Here is a 17127-nt window from a genome sequence, read left to right as displayed (position 1 = left end):
TTAATCGTGTAAAGGATATCCGGGGTGAATACACATGAAGCTGCTATTAAATCTTGATAGACTTACGCTCTCCCTTATTAAAGGTCATAAGCTGTGAATAACCGACAGACTTAGCGAGTGTTAGCGCCTGATCATAGTCTGCACCTACATCCTCAGGTACATGAGCATCAGAAGAGAGTACGATTGGAATGTCTTTTTCATAGCACATCTTCAATAGATCATAATCAGGATAAAGCTCACCAACAGGCTTTCTTAAGCCAGCAGTACTTATTTCCACACACGTCTTTGAATTCGCAAGGGCATTCGTCGCTCGATCATACTGCTCTAAAAGAAAGTCTTTATCATCTGGTTTATACTTGAAGATCTTGACGAGATCTAAATGCCCAACGATATCGAATAAGTTCGATTCTGCAAGTGTGACGACCTGATCGAAGTATTTTCTGTACGTATCGACAACATCTCTTTCATCCCACAAATGTCGATATTCCGCAAGATCGATACCGAAGTCATCGACCCAATGAATCGAGCCTATCACATAATCAAATTGGTAGGACGAAATGAATTTCTTCATCTCGGCATGTTTTCCAGGCGTGTAATCCATTTCAATGGACATTTTCACATCCATTCCATTGTCCTGTGCCTCATTAAATAAACGCACATAATCCTTCATACTGTACCATCTACGTTCATTCACCCAAGGATTTTTAAGAATATCTTCTGTTTCATAAAAATGATATGCATGTTCTGATATACCAAAGTGTTCAATATTCTTCTTTCTGGCTTCTTCTACGAATTTTGTTAAGTAATCTAGTGTTAGCGTCCCTTTTTCCAAATGGTTATGATAGTCAGTATACATGCCTTCATCCCCTTTATCGAACTAGTTTGACATTTCCACTACCATTGTAACGTACAAAAGCTTAACAGGATAGCAAATGCAGAAAATTGAAATGTCTCACTTATTCTTGGATTAGGGGCACATCCTAACACTATTGGTGATCATTTAGATCAAATTCCTCTGCAATTTCAGCCATTTTCGAAGGCATCTTTTCATCGTTAAACACATTTTGAGCATTTTTAAAGCGTGTTGGGTTTATTTTACGAACCTTCTGGTTAACACTACTTTTTCCATAGCCGATATATGAAGGATAGTTCGCTTGTTCAGCGTGCCCACCTTCCCGCACTTTCTTATCACTTGAACCGGATGACTGAGCACTTAAGCTGCTGTACCCTTTTTTAATCGTATTACTCGTAGCTTTCCTTGCTCTTTTAGAGACTGATAGGATCAGCACGATTACAGACAAAAACCCTAAGGGACCCATTAATACTTTCATACTTTTTTTCAATGTCGTTTCCTCCTGTCCAACTGTTTATCCTACTTAACTATTGTGTAGCATTCACGATAGGATTATACGTGGGACAGGTTAAAAGGGAAGTAGAATAGAAAAAGAGCCTCCAAAATGAAGGCTCTAGACAACTTAAGGTAAAAAGAATGAGAATGTCGTTCCCTCACCATCTTTACTATGGACAGAAATTTGACCTCGGTGGGCTTCTACAATATTGCGTGCGATCGCAAGGCCGAGCCCGGTTCCTGAGCGTCCTCTCGTTCTAGCTTTATCTGCTTTGTAAAATCTTTCGAACACAAATGGAAGGTCCACTTCAGGAATACCTGATCCTGTATCTTTCACATCGAACTGTACACCGTTACGTTGAACCGTAATGATCAAGCTGACTTCTCCCTCTTTCGGTGTATGTCTCACTGCATTGTCTAGTAAATTGGTTAAGACTTGTTCGATTCGGTCCGCGTCAATTGAAAGTGTATGATCGTGGTCTGATACATAATAATGCAAGCCAACCTCTCTCTCTCGGGCTGGACCTTGGAACTTCCTCAAAATCCGCTGACCAAAATCGTAAAGGTTGATCTCACTATAATGAAGCTCAGTATGGCCAGCTTCCATTCTAGCAAGGTCGAGAAGCTCATTAACAAGACGCCCCATCCTTAACGATTCATCATAGATGATTTGAGCAACTTCCTTCTTTTCCTCATCACTGCTTGCGATGTCATCGACAATCGCTTCACTGTATCCTTGAAGCATCGCGATAGGTGTTCTTAATTCATGAGAAACGTTCGCGATAAAATCCTTTCTAAGCTTATCCAAACGACGCTCTTCTGTCATATCTCGAAGGACAGCCACAGCGCCTCGGATTGCAGATTTATTATAAAGTGGTGTCATCACGATCACCCAGTTACGCCCCTGTAACTCTACTTCAGTGAGCTGTTCTCGTTCTTGCATCACCACGAGACTAAATAATTCATTGATATCTTCAGGGACTTCTTTTCCAGGCTCTTCTTGCATACCCTGCTCATAATACCACGCCTTCAAGAACCTCTCTGCAGGAGGATTGGTACTTAAGATCGCTCCTGTTTTATCAAATGTAATAACACCGTCAGCCATACTACTCAGTATACTAGACAGCTGTTCTTTTTCTTGATTTAAGGCCGTTACATAGTTGTTCAATTGCCTCCCCATACGGTTAAAGGCAACTGACAGTTCTCCTATTTCATCGTGAGTAACCATTGGAACTTTCGTATCGAACTTCCCCTTTGCAACCTGCGTTGCGGCTTCTCTCATCTTCCTAAGGGGTGCTGTAATACGGGTCGATAAGAAAAAGGCAAATATGGTTGTGAGAACAATAGCGATACCTGCTGAGATGTAGATCAAGTTTCTAGCTTGTCTCGTTGTTTCTGCTATAACATCTAGAGACTGATAAAGAAATACCGCTCCGTTTTGACTTCCAACTTGCATCGGAACGCCTACGATCAACAAATCATTTCTTGAAACAGAGTCAGCTGCCAACTCTCCTTGTTTCACGACGGTACGTTGGTTTGTAAATACATCCTCAAGGACTGGATCGTCTTTGAACACACGTAGTGGAAAGTTTGGTAGTCCATGACTATTAGGTGAATATTGAATGGTAGAGCGATCCTCTATATCTTCAATCACCATTACTCCAGTTGGGTAGAAATCTGTAATTTCCCATGCCGTATCCATAGCTTTTTTTCTATCATCGTAATTTTCGATTACGGAAGACACTTTCGTCGCAAGTCTTTCCATCTCTTCTGCTTCTTTTTCAACATGAAAATCTTCGAAGAACTGAAGCAATAGAATGGTCAAGATAAATAAAACGGAAGCCACAAGAAGGATGATGGTCAACCATAGCTTCCCTACAACACTTCTCCAGATCATTAGTCTTTAGCTGCCTCGAACTTGTAACCCACTCCCCAAACGGTCGAAATCATTCCAGCTGCATTAGGGGATACCTTGTTTAATTTCTCTCTCAAACGTTTCACATGTGTGTCTACCGTTCTTAGATCACCAAAGAATTCATAGTTCCATACATCTTTTAATAGATCTTCTCGTGAAAAGACTTTATCAGGTGCTTTTGCTAGAAAATATAATAGCTCATATTCTTTTGGTGTAAGATTAATGATTTGATCTTCAGCTAAGACACGGTGTGCATCATGGTCGATCGTTAAATACGGAAAGACGATTACGTTTTTTGTTGTTGTTTCAGTTTGTAAAAATTTCGTTGTTGAAGACCTTCGTAAAAGGGCCTTCACACGTAAGACAACTTCTCTTGGACTAAAAGGTTTTGTGATATAATCATCAGCACCCACTTCAAATCCTTGCACACGATTGGCTTCCTCACCTTTTGCGGTTAACATGATCACTGGCGTAGCCTTATGTTCACGCAGCTGTTCACAAACTTCAATTCCATCTATTCCTGGTAGCATAAGATCCAGCAGAATAAGGTCAAAATCGTCTTCTGTTGCTATCTCTAAAGCAGCCTCTCCGTTCTCTGCTTCTTCAATTTCATAGTTTTCTCTTTCTAAGTACATTCGTAACAGTTTTCTAATACGGTCTTCATCATCTACAACTAATATTTTTGCGTCTTTTTCCAAGAAGATTCCCTCCTACTTGTACTACTCTATCTTATTTTATCACGCACACAGCTTTAGAGACCACTAATCAAGAAACCGCATACAACCCTTCAGCCATTGTGCTTCATTCTTTGCCTTCTCATACTAATCATTATTCCTAATTTAATGAAAGAAAACCTTCACATTCTGTGAAGGCTTTCAGATTATGCATAAGAATGAAGACCTGAGATGACCAGGTTAACAACGACTAGGTTAAGCATAATGATGATAAATCCTACTACTGCAAGCCAGGCTGACTTCTCTCCTTGCCAGCCTCTTGAGAGCCGAAGATGTAGATATGCTGCATAAAAAAGCCATGTAATGAGTGCCCATACTTCTTTAGGGTCCCAGCCCCAGAAACGCGTCCATGCGACTTGTGCCCAGATCATTGCAAAGATGAGCGCTCCTAATGTGAAAACAGGGAACCCAATCGCCACTGCACGATATTGAATTTCGTCCACAAGTTCTTCGTTTACATTTTTAACTGCAGGCTGTAAAGCGGCTCCGATCCGCTTTCTTAGAATTAGACGGATGATCCAATATAAAACGAAACCACCAAGCATCGACCAAACTAATGTATTGAGTTTTTGAGCAGCTTTTTCACCCTTCATCCAAGAAGGAGCATCAACGAGTGGTCCGAATTCATTTCCACTAACATATGTGGCATCTGTTGGACCTATAAGAGTTGGAATGGTGTACTCTACGGTAGCTGGTTGATCGTTGTTATCTACAAAATCATAAGTAGATGAATAACCCGCTGCTTCAAAACTAAGTGATATGATAACGAATGCAATTGTACTGATCAGCGTGTACATCACTGCTTCAAGCCAAAAGGTCGACTTACTTGCTTTTTCTTGGTTCACCTTTTTTACCAGGTAAACGAGCCCTGCAGCAAAACTGATCGCAAGAATTCCTTCCCCAAGTGCTGCAGTCGTAACATGAATCTTTAGCCAGTTACTTTGTAACGCAGGTATGAGTGGCTGAATTTCAGAAGGAAATACACTCGCGTAAGCAATGATGATAAGAGCGACCGGCATGGCGAACACACCGATGACGTTACTTTTATAAATGACATAGATCATTAGGAAGGCAAATACCATCGTCATCCCAAAGAATGTCGTAAACTCAAAGAGGTTGCTGACTGGCGCGTGACCTGCCGCAATCCACCTTGTAATAAAATATCCTAGTTGAAATAGAAAGCCGACGGTCGAAAGGATGAATCCTCCACGTCCCCACTTCTTAGCGTGGGTCTCTTCATCTGACTTTCTCCATTTCTTTCCAAGCAGTGAAATGGCGAAAACAAGACTTGCTGCAAAATAAATAAAGAAAGATATATAAAGCAAGTTACTGCTGAGTTGTGCCATCTCATCATGCCTCCCTTCGTAATAGAGGTGCTATTTTTGTTCAGATTGATCTTGAGGCATCTCAATCCCCGTTTGTTCTGTAATTGATTCAAGTTCGCGTCTTAGCCCATACCAATTCTTATTCGTATGAGACGCAATCCACAGTTCATCATCTTTTCTACGCACCCAAATCCTGCGGTGATTCCAGTACATTCCTTGTACAACACCGATCATAAAGATTGCTCCACCGATACCAAGAATCCAGAGCGTGTTGTCTTTTCGGACAACGAGACCAGATACATTCTTCGTATCAACATTCTGGAAAGACATCTTATATTCATTCTCACCTAATGGCTCTAAGTTTTGACGGATAGCGACAAACGCAACCTCACCATCTGGATGTTCTGGAGAGATCATCCGAAGAATGAATGCTGGGTTATTAGGGATTTTTGATTTTGTAGTCGGCTCACCTTTATCGTTAAATTCAAAGTCTGGAAAATAATCCATTACTTCGACTCGATACCCCTCATCGAGTGCATACTCATCTTCAGGGTTGTATAAATCGATGGTTAGTTCGCCGAATGATTCACCCGTTTCTTTTTTATCTAACGTAAAGGTCATGCTTTGCAGTTCGTTAAGCTTATAGTCAACTTGATAGATTGCATAGTCATCAAACTTCAGTGGCCTGTTTACTTGAATTGGATGTTCCTTTACCTTCTCTAGTTCTGGCTCTGTTCCAGCAATTCTATCTCCAACTTGCTTATAAAGAACTGCATCTGTTTGATAGTTTTTAGCTACAACTTCCTGACCAGACTGTTCGATCGCATCTTTAAACTTCTCGTCATTATTATCATAGGTTTCTAGTATGAAGCCGTCGCTCTTTAAATAATAAGCTTCTTCTGTACCTTTGATTTTTCTCGTTTCGTCTTCTTTAATCCATAGAACTTCATCCACGTACATACCAGGGAAGAAGCGAAGCATTCCTCCGATGAGAAAGATGATTAACCCGATGTGATTTACATAAGGACCCCATCGAGAGAATCTATTTTTCTCTGCAAAAAGGTGACCATCTTCTTCTCTAACATTGTACCTCTTGTTCTGAAGCACTTCCTTCACCTTAGAAAGACTCGGCTTATCACCTTCTATGTTGGTAATACCAAAGTACTTCTGACGCTTCATAAAGCTTTCGTGACGGATCGTCCGTTGTTTTCTCAACGAGCGATACAAAGGAACGAAACGGTCAAGACTTGCGACGATCAACGATAGACCTAAAGCAGCAATGAGGAGCATATACCACCAGGAACCATAAAGATTATGAAAGCCTAAATCATAAAACAATTGACCTGGGATGCCGTATTGGTCTCGATAGTACTCAGATGGGTCAGAAAGAGGAGGTATGTACATTTCTTGAGGGAATATCGTTCCAAGCGCTGAAGCAACTAACAGCAGCACGATGATCCATATCCCTACCTTAACAGAAGAAAAGAAGTTCCAAACCTTGTCGACAATGGTTGTTTTATAGGTTTGAGATCTTCTCGCACTTCCTTCATATCTCATATTTAGAAGTTTCTTTGATTCTAAGTCTCCTTGAAGCGGCTTCCCACATGCCTCACATATTTCAGTTCCATAAGGGTTCACGTGTCCGCATTCACAGGTAATCGTTTTGTTACTCATTCGAACACCCCGTTACGGTTGGATTCGCTTCATATACTCATCGATCACTTCTTCAGATAAACTGGCTTCTGTCTTCTGTATCACTTTACCGTCTTTATCGATTAAGAATGTAACCGGAATTGGTCCAACCCCATAATGATTTGTTACGTCGTTTCCTTTATCAAGAAGTACTGGAAAACTAAGCTTATAGCGATCAACAAAACTCTTTGCAGTAAGCTTCGGTTCTGAAACATTCACTGCCAGAATTTCTACTCCTTTTTCCTTGTATTCTTTATACTTCTTGTCCATCGCTGGCATTTCATCTTTACATGGCTCACAGTACGTTGCCCAGAAATTCAGGAAAACCCCTTTTCCTCTATAATCCTTCAACTCCACTTCATTTCCTTCTAAATCAGAAAGAATAAAGTTAGGAGCTTGATCGCCCGCTTGAACGACACCGCTATCATTCGCGAAAAAGTTCGTATAGAACGTATATCCGACTGCTAGTAATACAGCAGCCAGAATCACCGTTCGGACAACGAGCCGGTTTTTTTTCTTCATTTCACACCAACTCCAATCAAACAAAACAATACTACTTTTACTATAACGTGCTGTCTGGAATACGAATGACTATTTTTTTGACTTTTGTGTGACAGCCTCGTTACGAAGCTGCTTGACCTCGTATGGTTTAAGCTCACGGTATTCCCCAGAATTAAGCCCAGTTAATTCTAAAAAGCCATATCTTTCGCGCTTTAGCTTCTGAACAGGGAATCCTAACGCTTCAAACATTCTTCTCACCTGGCGATTTTTACCTTCATGAATCGTGATTTCTACGATTGATTTTTGTTTTTGCTTATCGATCGATAGAATTCTTGCTTGTGATTTAGAGGTTTTCCCATCTTCAAGATGTACACCGTTCTGTAGCTTTTGAATAACCTCTTTTGTGACGATTCCTTTCACTTTTACCACGTAGACTTTGTCGATTTTGTAACTTGGATGCATAAGCTTATTTGCAAAGTCTCCATCATTTGTTAAGAGTAGCGCACCTGAAGTGTCATAATCCAACCTGCCAACAGGGAAAACACGCTGCTCGATATGATGAAAATAATCCGTAACGGCTTTTCTTCCTTTGTCGTCTTCTACTGTAGAAATGACTCCAGTTGGTTTATAAAACAAAAAATAAACCGGCTGTTCACGATACACCGGAATTCCGTCCACTTCTATTTTGTCACTGTCTTTTACTTTCGTTCCTAGCTCTGTAACAAGCTTTCCGTTCACCTTCACTCTGCCTTCTTCAATCAATGTTTCTGCTTTTCGTCTAGATGTAACTCCAGCTTGTGCGATTACCTTCTGTAAACGTTCCATATCATTCACCTCACTAAAACATCATACTCTTGTGTTAACGAAACCTCAAGTACAGATTCATTCTATCATTCATTATAGGCAATTCGCATCTTAACCAACCATTTAAAATGCAAAAAGAGTCTCTTGATGAAAGAGACTCACAAACTGTCGAGAAAGCTTTAAGAGCTATTTACCATGAATATTGTGAGATTTCCGCTACAGGATGCTCGCTTTCCGCGGGGCGGGCGGTGAGCTTCCTCGTCGCTTACGCTCCTGTGGGATCTCACCTGTCCCGCTGATCCCGCAGGAGTCGAGCATCCTTCCGCTCCAATCCGCATAAGGATGTTCAAATTCATAGAAAAAATAACCTGATGTGACACCAATAAATAATGGCATATAAGATCGGAAAGTACTAGTTGATATAAATGTAAACTAGTAGGAGTGACATCTCTCCCATGTTCTAACGTGCGCTGGAAGCTCGGACTATTTTGCAGGAGACCCTGACGTTCGTCCACAGGAAAGCAAGATGTGTTCCATTGCGTTTAGGATCCACAATATCCTAAAGGTATGTTTTATTTAAGAGACTCTTAACCAAAGACGATCGTGACAAAAACGATTGCTGCGATGATTCCGACTAAGTCTGCAAGCAACCCTACTTTTAAGGCATTCCCCATTCGTTTTATTCCAACTGCACCAAAGTAAACGGTAAGGATGTATAGGGTTGTATCAGTACTTCCTTGCATCGTCGACGCTAACCTTCCAATAAATGAATCTGGTCCGTATGTTCTTATGATGTCTGTCGTCATCGCTAGAGCACCTGTCCCAGAAATCGGGCGAATGAGAGCTAGAGGGACGATTTCTGTTGGAACACCGATCATATCGAGGGGAGCTTTTAACATGTCGCTCACAAACGCCATGGCGCCAGACGCTCTAAAAACTGAGATTGCAACCATCATTCCGATTAGATAAGGGACGATGGAGATCGCAATCGAAAGCCCTTCTTTCCCACCTTCTACAAATGATTCGTAAGTAGGGACTCTTTTTAACGTTCCATAAACAAGAACAAACGCAATTAATATAGGGATAATCCAGATCGAGATATTCAGATCATCTCCCCCTTATCTCCTATTGAACATGCGATCGATGATAATTGCGCCTATCGTTGAACAAACGGTAGCCGCAATTGTCGTTCCTATTATTTCGGCAGGTGATATGGAGCCATACTTCATTCGAATCGCTATTACACTAGTAGGAATCAATGTAAGACTAGAAGTATTTAAGGCTAGTAACGTTACCATCGATCGAGAAGCGCTATCTCTCATGTGATTTAATTTCTTAAGCTCTTCCATCGCTTTGATGCCCATAGGTGTTGCAGCATTTCCAAGTCCGAACATGTTTGCGATCATATTCGATAAGATATAGCCCATAGCTGGGTGATCTGGAGGAACTTCCGGAAATAGCTTCGAAACGATCGGTTTGAAAACGTTCGATAAACTCACTAAGAGGCCAGCGTTTTGTGCGATCCTCATTAGCCCGAGCCAGAAAACCAGGACGCTTAACAATCCGATACAAACAGCTACAGCTTCTTCCGCACCGCTAAAAATGGCTTTGTTCACTTCTTCCATAGTGCCGTTAAACATCGCATAAAGAATACTAAGCACGAAAAGGCCCACCCATATCAAGTTAACCATATAGATCACGCTTAATATCTAGTGAAAACAGCTTTTTAAAGAAACCCCAAAACCCTTTGCTTTCCGTTTCACTTTCGTATGTTAGAGGTGCTTTGACGATTACTTTGTCATCTAAGCTTATTTTATAAATACCAACTGGATCTTGAAATGATTCAGGGTCATCCCATGATTTCTTCTCTGGTGGTTTTGCCAGTCGGATACTTGATTCGATTTCTTTCCTCTCGTTCTTAGTCAATGGATAAACTAGATCACGGTGTAATTTAACCTTTCCTTTATACGGTTCCTTTTTCACTTCATCAAGGAAACCTTTTTCTGCTAATGTAGTGAGTTCATAATTCTGATAACCCCAGTTAAACATTCCGATATGATCGTTCCAATCGGATGGTGCATCGAGCGTAACCGCTATTAACGACATACCATCGCGCTCAGCCGTGGAAACGAGCGTCCGTTTCGCTCTTTTCGTATACCCCGTCTTCCCTCCGGTCGAGTCGCTATAGAGACCCGTTACTAACTTATTTTTGTTTCTCCAAACGTAATCCCAGCTTTCATTTTCATTCGGTGCTCTATGAACTTCTGTACTCGATATGATTCGATACATTTCATTGTTCATGGCATATTGGGTAAGAAGCGCCATATCATAAGCAGTTGAATAGTGCTCTTCATGGTCATCAAGGCCATGCGGATTGGCAAAGACTGTCTTCGTCATTCCGATTTCTTCTGCCTTGTAATTCATCAATCGCACAAACCCTTCAAGGCTCCCTCCCACTTCCTCAGCAATCGCCACAGCTGCATCGTTTCCAGAACGCAGCATCAATCCATATACAAGGTTCTCGAGGGATATTTTCTCTCCAGGTTTTAAATAAAGTGAAGACCCTTCTGTGCCTGATGCACGGGAACTAACCTCTACATTCTCATTCATCTTTCCAGACTCTATCGCTAATATCGCAGTCATAATCTTGGTGATACTTGCAATCCTTCTCTGTGTATAGGCATCTTTCTCGTATAATATCCGTCCTGTATCTTGTTCCATTAATATTGCACTACGCGCTGACACGCTCACGCCTTTTGCAAAAACATTCTCAGGGATCAAAAGGAACAATAAGGTGATGATTAGTATAACGATGCTTACTTTCGAACGTAACAACTTGTTCATGACTTCCACGTCCCCTGACTCCGTATTTGTACAAGTCTATGAACGACAGAACGTGGATATGATTATCATTTATTATTTAAACGTCCGAAATCCGTGGCTTTCCTTAATGCAAATTCCTCAGCTGGTATCCTTATTTTAAGGAGTAAGAATGCATTTAAAACTGTGAATAACAACGCTGTTATATAGGATGAAAAGATAAGGGGCAATGCGATGATTTCAATCACAACAATAAGATAATTTGGATGTCTAATAAACTTGTATGGCCCCTTTGTAACAACATTTGCGTCTGGAAGTACAATGATCTTAGTATTCCAAAATCTCCCTAGACTTTTTATCGTCCAAACTCTAAGTAATTGAGTGATGATAAAAATCGTGAGCATGATTGTCCACACAGAAGAAAGCTGAAACCCTCTTATCGCTCCCTCAACAAAAAACGCCGCTAGAAAAGCAACATGAAGCATAACGATGAATTTGTAGTGCTCCTTCCCAGCTTCGAAGGCTCCCTTATCTTTCATCCATCTTTCATTCCTCTTTGCAACCATCAGCTCTGCAAGCCGCTGCCCAACGATCAATAGAAAGAAAACAGTAAACACAATCGTCATGCCGAACGCACTTCCTCCCACTCCAATAGTAGTAATTCAGAACAAAAGCCTGGCCCCAATGCTGCCATCAACCCTGTCGCTCCAACTGTACATTCTTCACGTAAAAACAAATCTAATACAAAGATAACGGTTACTGAGCTCATGTTTCCAAATTCTCTTAATATGGACCTTGAATTAGCTGTTTTGGACCGGTCCATGCCTAAGGCCTCTTCATAAGCAGCTAATACTTTCGTTCCTCCTGGATGCGCGATAAAATAATCGATGTTTTCAACATTGTTTAATGTAAGGAACTCTTTCACGTTCGGCTCAAGCCACTTAGAAACGATAGAAGGGATCGATTTTGAAAAAACGACGTGTAATCCTTGATTACTCACGTCCCACCCCATCACGTCTTCAGAGTCTTTCATCAATGTAGAGTATGTTGTACGGATGACTGGTAGACAAGCTAATTTCGATCGTTTTAGAAGTGGAGAGTTATTCCCACATAGAAGTACACATGAGGTACCGTCTGCAAAAAGGGCTGTTCCAATCAAGTTACTTTTCGAATAGTCACCATGCTGAAACGTTAAACTACAAAGTTCCACGTTCACGACGATAACGGTCTTTTCTGGGTGAGCTAGACAGTAATCATGCGCTCTTGATAATCCCGCAGCACCACCTGCACATCCCAACCCCCATATCGGGATTCGTTTTGTATGAGAAGAAAAAGGAAGAACGTTCATCAATCTAGCTTCAATACTTGGAGTCGAAATCCCAGTGGTAGAAATGAAGAAAATAGCATCTACCTCACTACAGTCCACCTTCGATTCAAGGTAATACGAGTTTTCTAAACAGTCTAGGATCGCCTTAGAGGCATAATCAACAGAAAGGGTGATATACTTTTCATTCTTCTCCTCAAAAGTAGGCCCTCCCTTATACCACTCCACAGGCATCGCAAAATACCTCGAGTCGATCTCCGCGCTTTGAAAAGCAGGTAAGAGCCTGTCTATATCTTTAAAATGACTACCAAACTGATCTCTTGCAAATGTTATTGCTTCATCTTGACCTAAACGATTGGGAGGAAGGTGTCTTCCTATCGATAGAATCATCATACCGACTCCTTCAACGATCTTTTCGTTTATTTTGAGATTTATTGGTAGTTATTATTCTAAAAAGTTACACAAAAATGAGGTACTCATCATTGAGCACCTCATTTGTCTTATCACTTCTGTTTTATACGATTTAGCGAAGATTGTATCCCTTCTAAATCACTACTTTTTATGACATCGATGAACTCATCGGCATCACTAATATAAAGTCGCTTTCGTTCTGGGTATCGCTCAAAAAAGCAAAGTGCGATCTTTTCTTTTAAAAAGGATTCTCCTCCTAAAATTTCTTCTTCGATCACTTTACTCTCAAATACAGTTGGGTACAAGACTGAGAAATTCTTTTCAGCTCCATTTGATTCATATGTAACCGTCATCCTCGAAAAAGCATCCTCTGGTGAATTTGAACGTTCCTTCTCTAACTCTCCACCTACAATGTGTTTAATTTGCATAGATACCCCCTCCGATTCATATGGTCAGTCAGGAATTTCTTGAAACTTCTCGAAAAATAAATCTGCTTCATCATCTTCTCCCTGATCTTCCCCATCTGGTAATGGTGGAAGGTCTTCAATCGCGCTCAAACCAAAATGAAACAGAAACTCTCTTGTCGTCCCATAAAGAATTGCCCTACCTGTCTTTTCAGCTCGGCCAACTTCTTTAATCAGAAGTTTACTCATTAACGTTTGAAGAGGCTTATCGGTCTTTACCCCCCGTATTTCCTCTACCTCTACTCTTGTGATCGGCTGCTTATATGCGATGATAGCTAGCGTTTCAAGTGCTGCTTGCGATATGGATTGGTTCTTAGGATCCTCAACCATTTTTTCAATGTAAGAAGCATTCTTTGAGTTCGTAGTTAGCTGATAGCTTCCTCCAAGAAAAACGATTTGAAAACCTCTTTCCTTCTCAATATATTCTTCCTGCAATTCGTTTATTGCTTCTAACACATTCTTTTCATCGATCGAAATCGTTTCAGATAAGCTCTTCAGATCGATTCCTTCGTCTCCTACTACAAACAGGAGACTTTCGATGATACTTTTTATTTCTTCGTTCGACACTACATTGCCTTCCTTTCACACTCAAAAATCATAATTTCACCGAAGTTTCCTTCTTGTTCACAGCTCACATACCTTGTTTTCATAAGTTCTAATATCGCTAGAAACGTAACGATCATAGGACCCTTTTCCTGTTCGGTAAATAGATCCGTAAATCGCTTTCGTTTTCCACCTTTCAGCTGCTCCTTGATCTCGCTCATTCGGTCCTCTATTGGGATCTCTTCGGTTTTAATCGTCGTTCTTTTAGGCTTTTTCTCTTTCACTCTTCGCGACATTTTTTGAAAAGCTGCAAGCATATCATAAAGCGTAACATCTCCGATCGATGTGTTTGAATCTTCGCGGCTATATTCAGTCATATCAGCTGGTGGACGAGTATATAATAAGCTTCGACTGCTTTCTTTTTTCTTTAACTCATCTGCAGCTTCTTTATATTTCCGGTATTCGACAAGTCGCTGAACCAGCTCATCACGGGGATCTTCATCAAGTTCTGCATCTTCTTCAAAAAGCTCTTCTTCTCGTTGGGGTAAAAGCATTTTGCTTTTAATAGCGAGAAGAGTTGCGGCCATTACAAGATATTCACTCGCAATGTCGAGCTCTAGTTCTTGCATCGTATGTATATATGTTAAATATTGATCAGTGATTTCTGAAACGGGTATGTCATAAATATCTACTTCATACTTATTGATCAAATGTAACAATAAATCTAAGGGACCTTCGAAAGCATCCACCTTAACATTATAGTGTTTCATAAATTCATCTTCCTTTTATATACCATCTAATAAACCGATTATATCACACTGAATCCGTGTACCGACTTAGGAAAATACAAATAAAGACCGGGCGAATGCCCGATCTATCATTGCTTTTGTTGACCGAGGACTGAGCTGATCATCGTTGAAACATCCTCTGTATTTCCTTTTTTGGGCTGGCGATTTTGGTACACACTGTACAATGCAGCCCCAACACTAACCGCTGTTAATAAAGGCATCATATTGCTTCTCTTGCCCATAATGGCCACTCCCGATTTCGTTTTAGTTCAATAAGATGAACCGGTCTTATTATGCTACATGACCAGGTATCCCATTCACTTTTAAAGTGCTTTCATCATGTGCTAAACTACAAGGGAATTGGAGGAAATGACATGTATCCAAAAGCTTATATTGATTATTTAGTGCATTTTCACGGTTTGCGAGATTATTTTGAATGCCACGAAATATTAGAAGAACACTGGAAAGAAGATCCTCGTGGTGAGCGAAAACCCCACTGGGTCGGTCTTATTCAAATTGCGGTCGGTTTATATCATCATCGAAGGGGAAACGTTGCCGGAGCTAAACGCATGCTCACAAATGCAAAGAAAATTGCTTTAGAGGAAAGAAAAGCTCTCGAACAGCTTTCACTAGAAGTAGATGCCCTTATCGTTAAGCTGACAAAACAGATCGAACTCATTGAAAAAAACGCACCATACGAAAGTATAGACCTCCCGATAACAAGCCCAGAACTTCTCGAGCTTTGTGATGCACGCTGTACGGAAGTAGGCTGCGTATATGGATCTCCAAGTGATTTAACGAACGAATATATCGTCCATAAACACACGAAACGAGATCGAACAGAGGTACTCGAAGAACGAGATCAACAAATCCAAATTCGTAAAGAAAAAGGAACGGCTGAGCCGTTCCTTCAGCTTGTAGAGGAACCCCCGGTTCCTCTACAAGCTTTTTCTTTTGTCTTTCTTTTTTTGGCCTGTGTTTTTTGGTTTGGTGATATCCAAATGAAAAAAACTCTCCTTCACCTAGCTCATCCGGTCTAGGTGAAGGGCAATCTTCTTCATGTTCTGACAGGCAGCTGTTAGTAACGCTTGTTCGCGAACTTTTTGTTTTCCTCGCAAACGACAATAACGCAGCCCATGCAGTTCTTTTGAATCTGCGAAGCTACGCTCGACTTTCTCTTTTCTCATGCGATATATCCACTTTCCCTCATTGGAAAGCCGGTTCTCCCGAACTTGTTCTTTCGCACTTTCCCACACATGTCGGGTGATGGTTTTCTGATGTTTATGATTTTGCGTACACTGGGCTAACAGTGGACAGGCCTTACATATAGTTGGGTCAGATTTATAGTGACGATAGCCTTCTCGATCGGTTGTCGCGTATGTTAATGATTCACCCTGCGGACAGACATACTGGTCTACGTTTTCATCGTATGTATATTTCCATTTCGGCATTATTCCTTTTCTGGATTTATAACGACGGTGGGCAATCACCCCAAACACATTTCGTTGTTCTAATCCATGACATATTGGCGTGGTCAAGTAACCGGCATCTAAGCCTACAGCTTCAACGTTAAATCCAAATCGTTTCATCTGTCGGTCTAATCGTTGTAAATAAGGCTTGGAATCATGAATATTACCTGGGGTAATATGAACGTCTGTGATGATGTTAAATTTCATATCTGTCGTGCGATGATCCAAGTAAAAGAACCCTTCAGGCTTGTGTTCTCGATACAAATAGCCACTCTCTGGATCTGTGTCACTGACTTTGATTTCTTTCGTCTTATTCACCTCCTTCTTTTCTTTTAGAGGCTTTTTTCCATGATCAGTCCGATCCTGTTCCACGGCTTCATTCAACTCTTCAATGTAGTCTACCGTTTCAACGTTGATTTCTTTTCTAGAAAACTTCTTCTTATTGGCGTTGGCTTTCAAGTGGGTTGAATCTGTATAAAGCACACGCCCTGAAACCATACGGTGGTTCATCGCCTGATGAACGATTTCATCGAAGACCTCTTGGAAGATATCCGTCTCATGGAATCTCATTCGCCGATTCCAGCTGATCGTGGAGTGATGAGGCACAGTGTCTGTAAGGTTCAATCCGAGAAACCAACGATAAGCGACATTGGTTTGAATTTGACGTTCCAATTCTCGTTCGGACCGAATGCCATAGATGTAACCGATAATCATCATCTTGAACAGCACTAGAGGATCTAGCGAGGGACGTCCGTTGTCTTCACAATAGTAGGGACGTACTTTCTCTGGAATAAAGGAAAAGTCTATGTAGTGATCAATTTTGCGAAGTAAGTGGTTTTCAGGGACTAATTCATCAATCGTTACCATTTCTAATTCGTTTTGTCGCGCTTTTTTAGATTGAAACAATGAAATCACCGCCTAAAAAGAATCTATCTATAGGGTAACAAACGAGAGAGCGAAATGAGGGAGAAAGAGAAAAAAACAAAAAA

Annotated in this window: 18 protein-coding genes and 1 pseudogene; 1 reads left to right on the top strand and 18 read right to left on the bottom strand. The window is 40.9% G+C overall.

Features of this window, described 5'->3' with window-relative positions; all coding sequences use genetic code 11:
• Positions 1-46 precede the first annotated feature (46 nt).
• The 17 genes from ACXAEY_RS08570 to ACXAEY_RS08490 all read right to left on the bottom strand — a co-directional run bounded on the left by ACXAEY_RS08570 (position 47) and on the right by ACXAEY_RS08490 (position 14911).
• Positions 47-856 (bottom strand): histidinol-phosphatase, encoded by an 810-nt coding sequence (locus ACXAEY_RS08570; RefSeq protein WP_474811352.1) that lies wholly within the window; start codon positions 854-856, stop codon positions 47-49.
• A 130-nt stretch (positions 857-986) separates the two neighbouring features.
• Entirely contained in the window at positions 987-1343 is a 357-nt protein-coding gene (locus tag ACXAEY_RS08565) for a hypothetical protein (RefSeq protein ID WP_474811350.1), read from the bottom strand.
• Between the two features lie 132 nt (positions 1344-1475).
• Positions 1476-3245 (bottom strand): ATP-binding protein, encoded by a 1770-nt coding sequence (locus ACXAEY_RS08560; RefSeq protein WP_270179100.1) that lies wholly within the window; start codon positions 3243-3245, stop codon positions 1476-1478.
• Entirely contained in the window at positions 3245-3961 is a 717-nt protein-coding gene (locus tag ACXAEY_RS08555; RefSeq protein WP_270179101.1) for a response regulator, read from the bottom strand. Before ACXAEY_RS08555 ends, ACXAEY_RS08560 begins: the two co-directional genes overlap by 1 nt.
• A gap of 182 nt (positions 3962-4143) precedes the next feature.
• Entirely contained in the window at positions 4144-5343 is a 1200-nt protein-coding gene (gene ccsB / locus ACXAEY_RS08550; protein WP_270179102.1) for a c-type cytochrome biogenesis protein CcsB, read from the bottom strand.
• Positions 5344-5373: 30 nt separating this feature from the next.
• Positions 5374-6996, bottom strand: coding sequence for a cytochrome c biogenesis protein ResB (gene resB, locus ACXAEY_RS08545; protein WP_474811348.1), 1623 nt, complete (start codon positions 6994-6996; stop codon positions 5374-5376).
• 12 nt (positions 6997-7008) lie between these two features.
• Entirely contained in the window at positions 7009-7536 is a 528-nt protein-coding gene (gene resA / locus ACXAEY_RS08540; RefSeq protein ID WP_270179104.1) for a thiol-disulfide oxidoreductase ResA, read from the bottom strand.
• A 69-nt stretch (positions 7537-7605) separates the two neighbouring features.
• On the bottom strand, positions 7606-8340 hold the full coding sequence (locus ACXAEY_RS08535) for a pseudouridine synthase (RefSeq protein WP_270179105.1): 735 nt from the start codon (positions 8338-8340) through the stop codon (positions 7606-7608).
• A 566-nt stretch (positions 8341-8906) separates the two neighbouring features.
• A complete protein-coding gene (locus ACXAEY_RS08530; protein ID WP_270180573.1) occupies positions 8907-9425 on the bottom strand; it encodes a spore maturation protein in 519 nt (172 codons plus the stop codon).
• Positions 9426-9437: 12 nt separating this feature from the next.
• Entirely contained in the window at positions 9438-10010 is a 573-nt protein-coding gene (locus ACXAEY_RS08525; protein ID WP_270179106.1) for a nucleoside recognition domain-containing protein, read from the bottom strand.
• Complete coding sequence (locus ACXAEY_RS08520; RefSeq protein WP_270179107.1) at positions 10003-11163, bottom strand: D-alanyl-D-alanine carboxypeptidase family protein; 1161 nt, start codon at positions 11161-11163, stop codon at positions 10003-10005. The genes ACXAEY_RS08525 and ACXAEY_RS08520 overlap by 8 nt, the downstream gene beginning before the upstream one ends.
• Before the next feature lie 65 nt (positions 11164-11228).
• On the bottom strand, positions 11229-11765 hold the full coding sequence (locus ACXAEY_RS08515; RefSeq protein ID WP_474811344.1) for an isoprenylcysteine carboxyl methyltransferase family protein: 537 nt from the start codon (positions 11763-11765) through the stop codon (positions 11229-11231).
• Positions 11762-12853, bottom strand: coding sequence for a type III polyketide synthase (locus ACXAEY_RS08510; protein ID WP_474811342.1), 1092 nt, complete (start codon positions 12851-12853; stop codon positions 11762-11764). Before ACXAEY_RS08510 ends, ACXAEY_RS08515 begins: the two co-directional genes overlap by 4 nt.
• Positions 12854-12966: 113 nt before the next feature.
• Positions 12967-13302 (bottom strand): hypothetical protein, encoded by a 336-nt coding sequence (locus ACXAEY_RS08505; protein ID WP_474811340.1) that lies wholly within the window; start codon positions 13300-13302, stop codon positions 12967-12969.
• 24 nt (positions 13303-13326) lie between these two features.
• Positions 13327-13905 (bottom strand): SMC-Scp complex subunit ScpB, encoded by a 579-nt coding sequence (scpB, locus tag ACXAEY_RS08500; protein ID WP_270179110.1) that lies wholly within the window; start codon positions 13903-13905, stop codon positions 13327-13329.
• On the bottom strand, positions 13905-14651 hold the full coding sequence (locus ACXAEY_RS08495) for a segregation/condensation protein A (protein ID WP_474811337.1): 747 nt from the start codon (positions 14649-14651) through the stop codon (positions 13905-13907). Before ACXAEY_RS08495 ends, scpB begins: the two co-directional genes overlap by 1 nt.
• Positions 14652-14758: 107 nt before the next feature.
• A complete protein-coding gene (locus ACXAEY_RS08490) occupies positions 14759-14911 on the bottom strand; it encodes a hypothetical protein (protein WP_270179112.1) in 153 nt (50 codons plus the stop codon).
• A gap of 132 nt (positions 14912-15043) precedes the next feature.
• Here ACXAEY_RS08490 and ACXAEY_RS08485 point away from each other — a divergent pair.
• A pseudogene (locus ACXAEY_RS08485) lies at positions 15044-15556 on the top strand (DUF309 domain-containing protein); the annotation flags it as partial.
• A gap of 135 nt (positions 15557-15691) precedes the next feature.
• Here the strand turns inward: ACXAEY_RS08485 and ACXAEY_RS08480 are convergent.
• Entirely contained in the window at positions 15692-17044 is a 1353-nt protein-coding gene (locus tag ACXAEY_RS08480; RefSeq protein WP_474811335.1) for an IS1182 family transposase, read from the bottom strand.
• Between the last annotated feature and the right edge of the window lie 83 nt (positions 17045-17127).

Source organism: Anaerobacillus sp. ABA4_114, from assembly GCF_056159065.1.
Note: the sequence above shows the minus strand (reverse complement) of the source record. Positions and strands in the feature narration are given on the sequence as shown.

Bases quoted from the DNA above. Each gene is read 5' to 3' on its own strand.
- ACXAEY_RS08570 (WP_474811352.1), bottom strand. From the start codon at position 856: ATGTATACTGACTATCATAACCATTTGGAAAAAGGGACGCTAACACTA.
- ACXAEY_RS08560 (WP_270179100.1), bottom strand. From the start codon at position 3,245: ATGATCTGGAGAAGTGTTGTAGGGAAGCTATGGTTGACCATCATCCTT.
- ccsB (WP_270179102.1), bottom strand. From the start codon at position 5,343: ATGGCACAACTCAGCAGTAACTTGCTTTATATATCTTTCTTTATTTAT.
- resB (WP_474811348.1), bottom strand. From the start codon at position 6,996: ATGAGTAACAAAACGATTACCTGTGAATGCGGACACGTGAACCCTTAT.
- resA (WP_270179104.1), bottom strand. From the start codon at position 7,536: ATGAAGAAAAAAAACCGGCTCGTTGTCCGAACGGTGATTCTGGCTGCT.
- ACXAEY_RS08535 (WP_270179105.1), bottom strand. From the start codon at position 8,340: ATGGAACGTTTACAGAAGGTAATCGCACAAGCTGGAGTTACATCTAGA.
- ACXAEY_RS08525 (WP_270179106.1), bottom strand. From the start codon at position 10,010: ATGGTTAACTTGATATGGGTGGGCCTTTTCGTGCTTAGTATTCTTTAT.
- ACXAEY_RS08520 (WP_270179107.1), bottom strand. From the start codon at position 11,163: ATGAACAAGTTGTTACGTTCGAAAGTAAGCATCGTTATACTAATCATC.
- ACXAEY_RS08515 (WP_474811344.1), bottom strand. From the start codon at position 11,765: ATGACGATTGTGTTTACTGTTTTCTTTCTATTGATCGTTGGGCAGCGG.
- ACXAEY_RS08510 (WP_474811342.1), bottom strand. From the start codon at position 12,853: ATGATTCTATCGATAGGAAGACACCTTCCTCCCAATCGTTTAGGTCAA.
- ACXAEY_RS08505 (WP_474811340.1), bottom strand. From the start codon at position 13,302: ATGCAAATTAAACACATTGTAGGTGGAGAGTTAGAGAAGGAACGTTCA.
- ACXAEY_RS08495 (WP_474811337.1), bottom strand. From the start codon at position 14,651: ATGAAACACTATAATGTTAAGGTGGATGCTTTCGAAGGTCCCTTAGAT.
- ACXAEY_RS08490 (WP_270179112.1), bottom strand. From the start codon at position 14,911: ATGGGCAAGAGAAGCAATATGATGCCTTTATTAACAGCGGTTAGTGTT.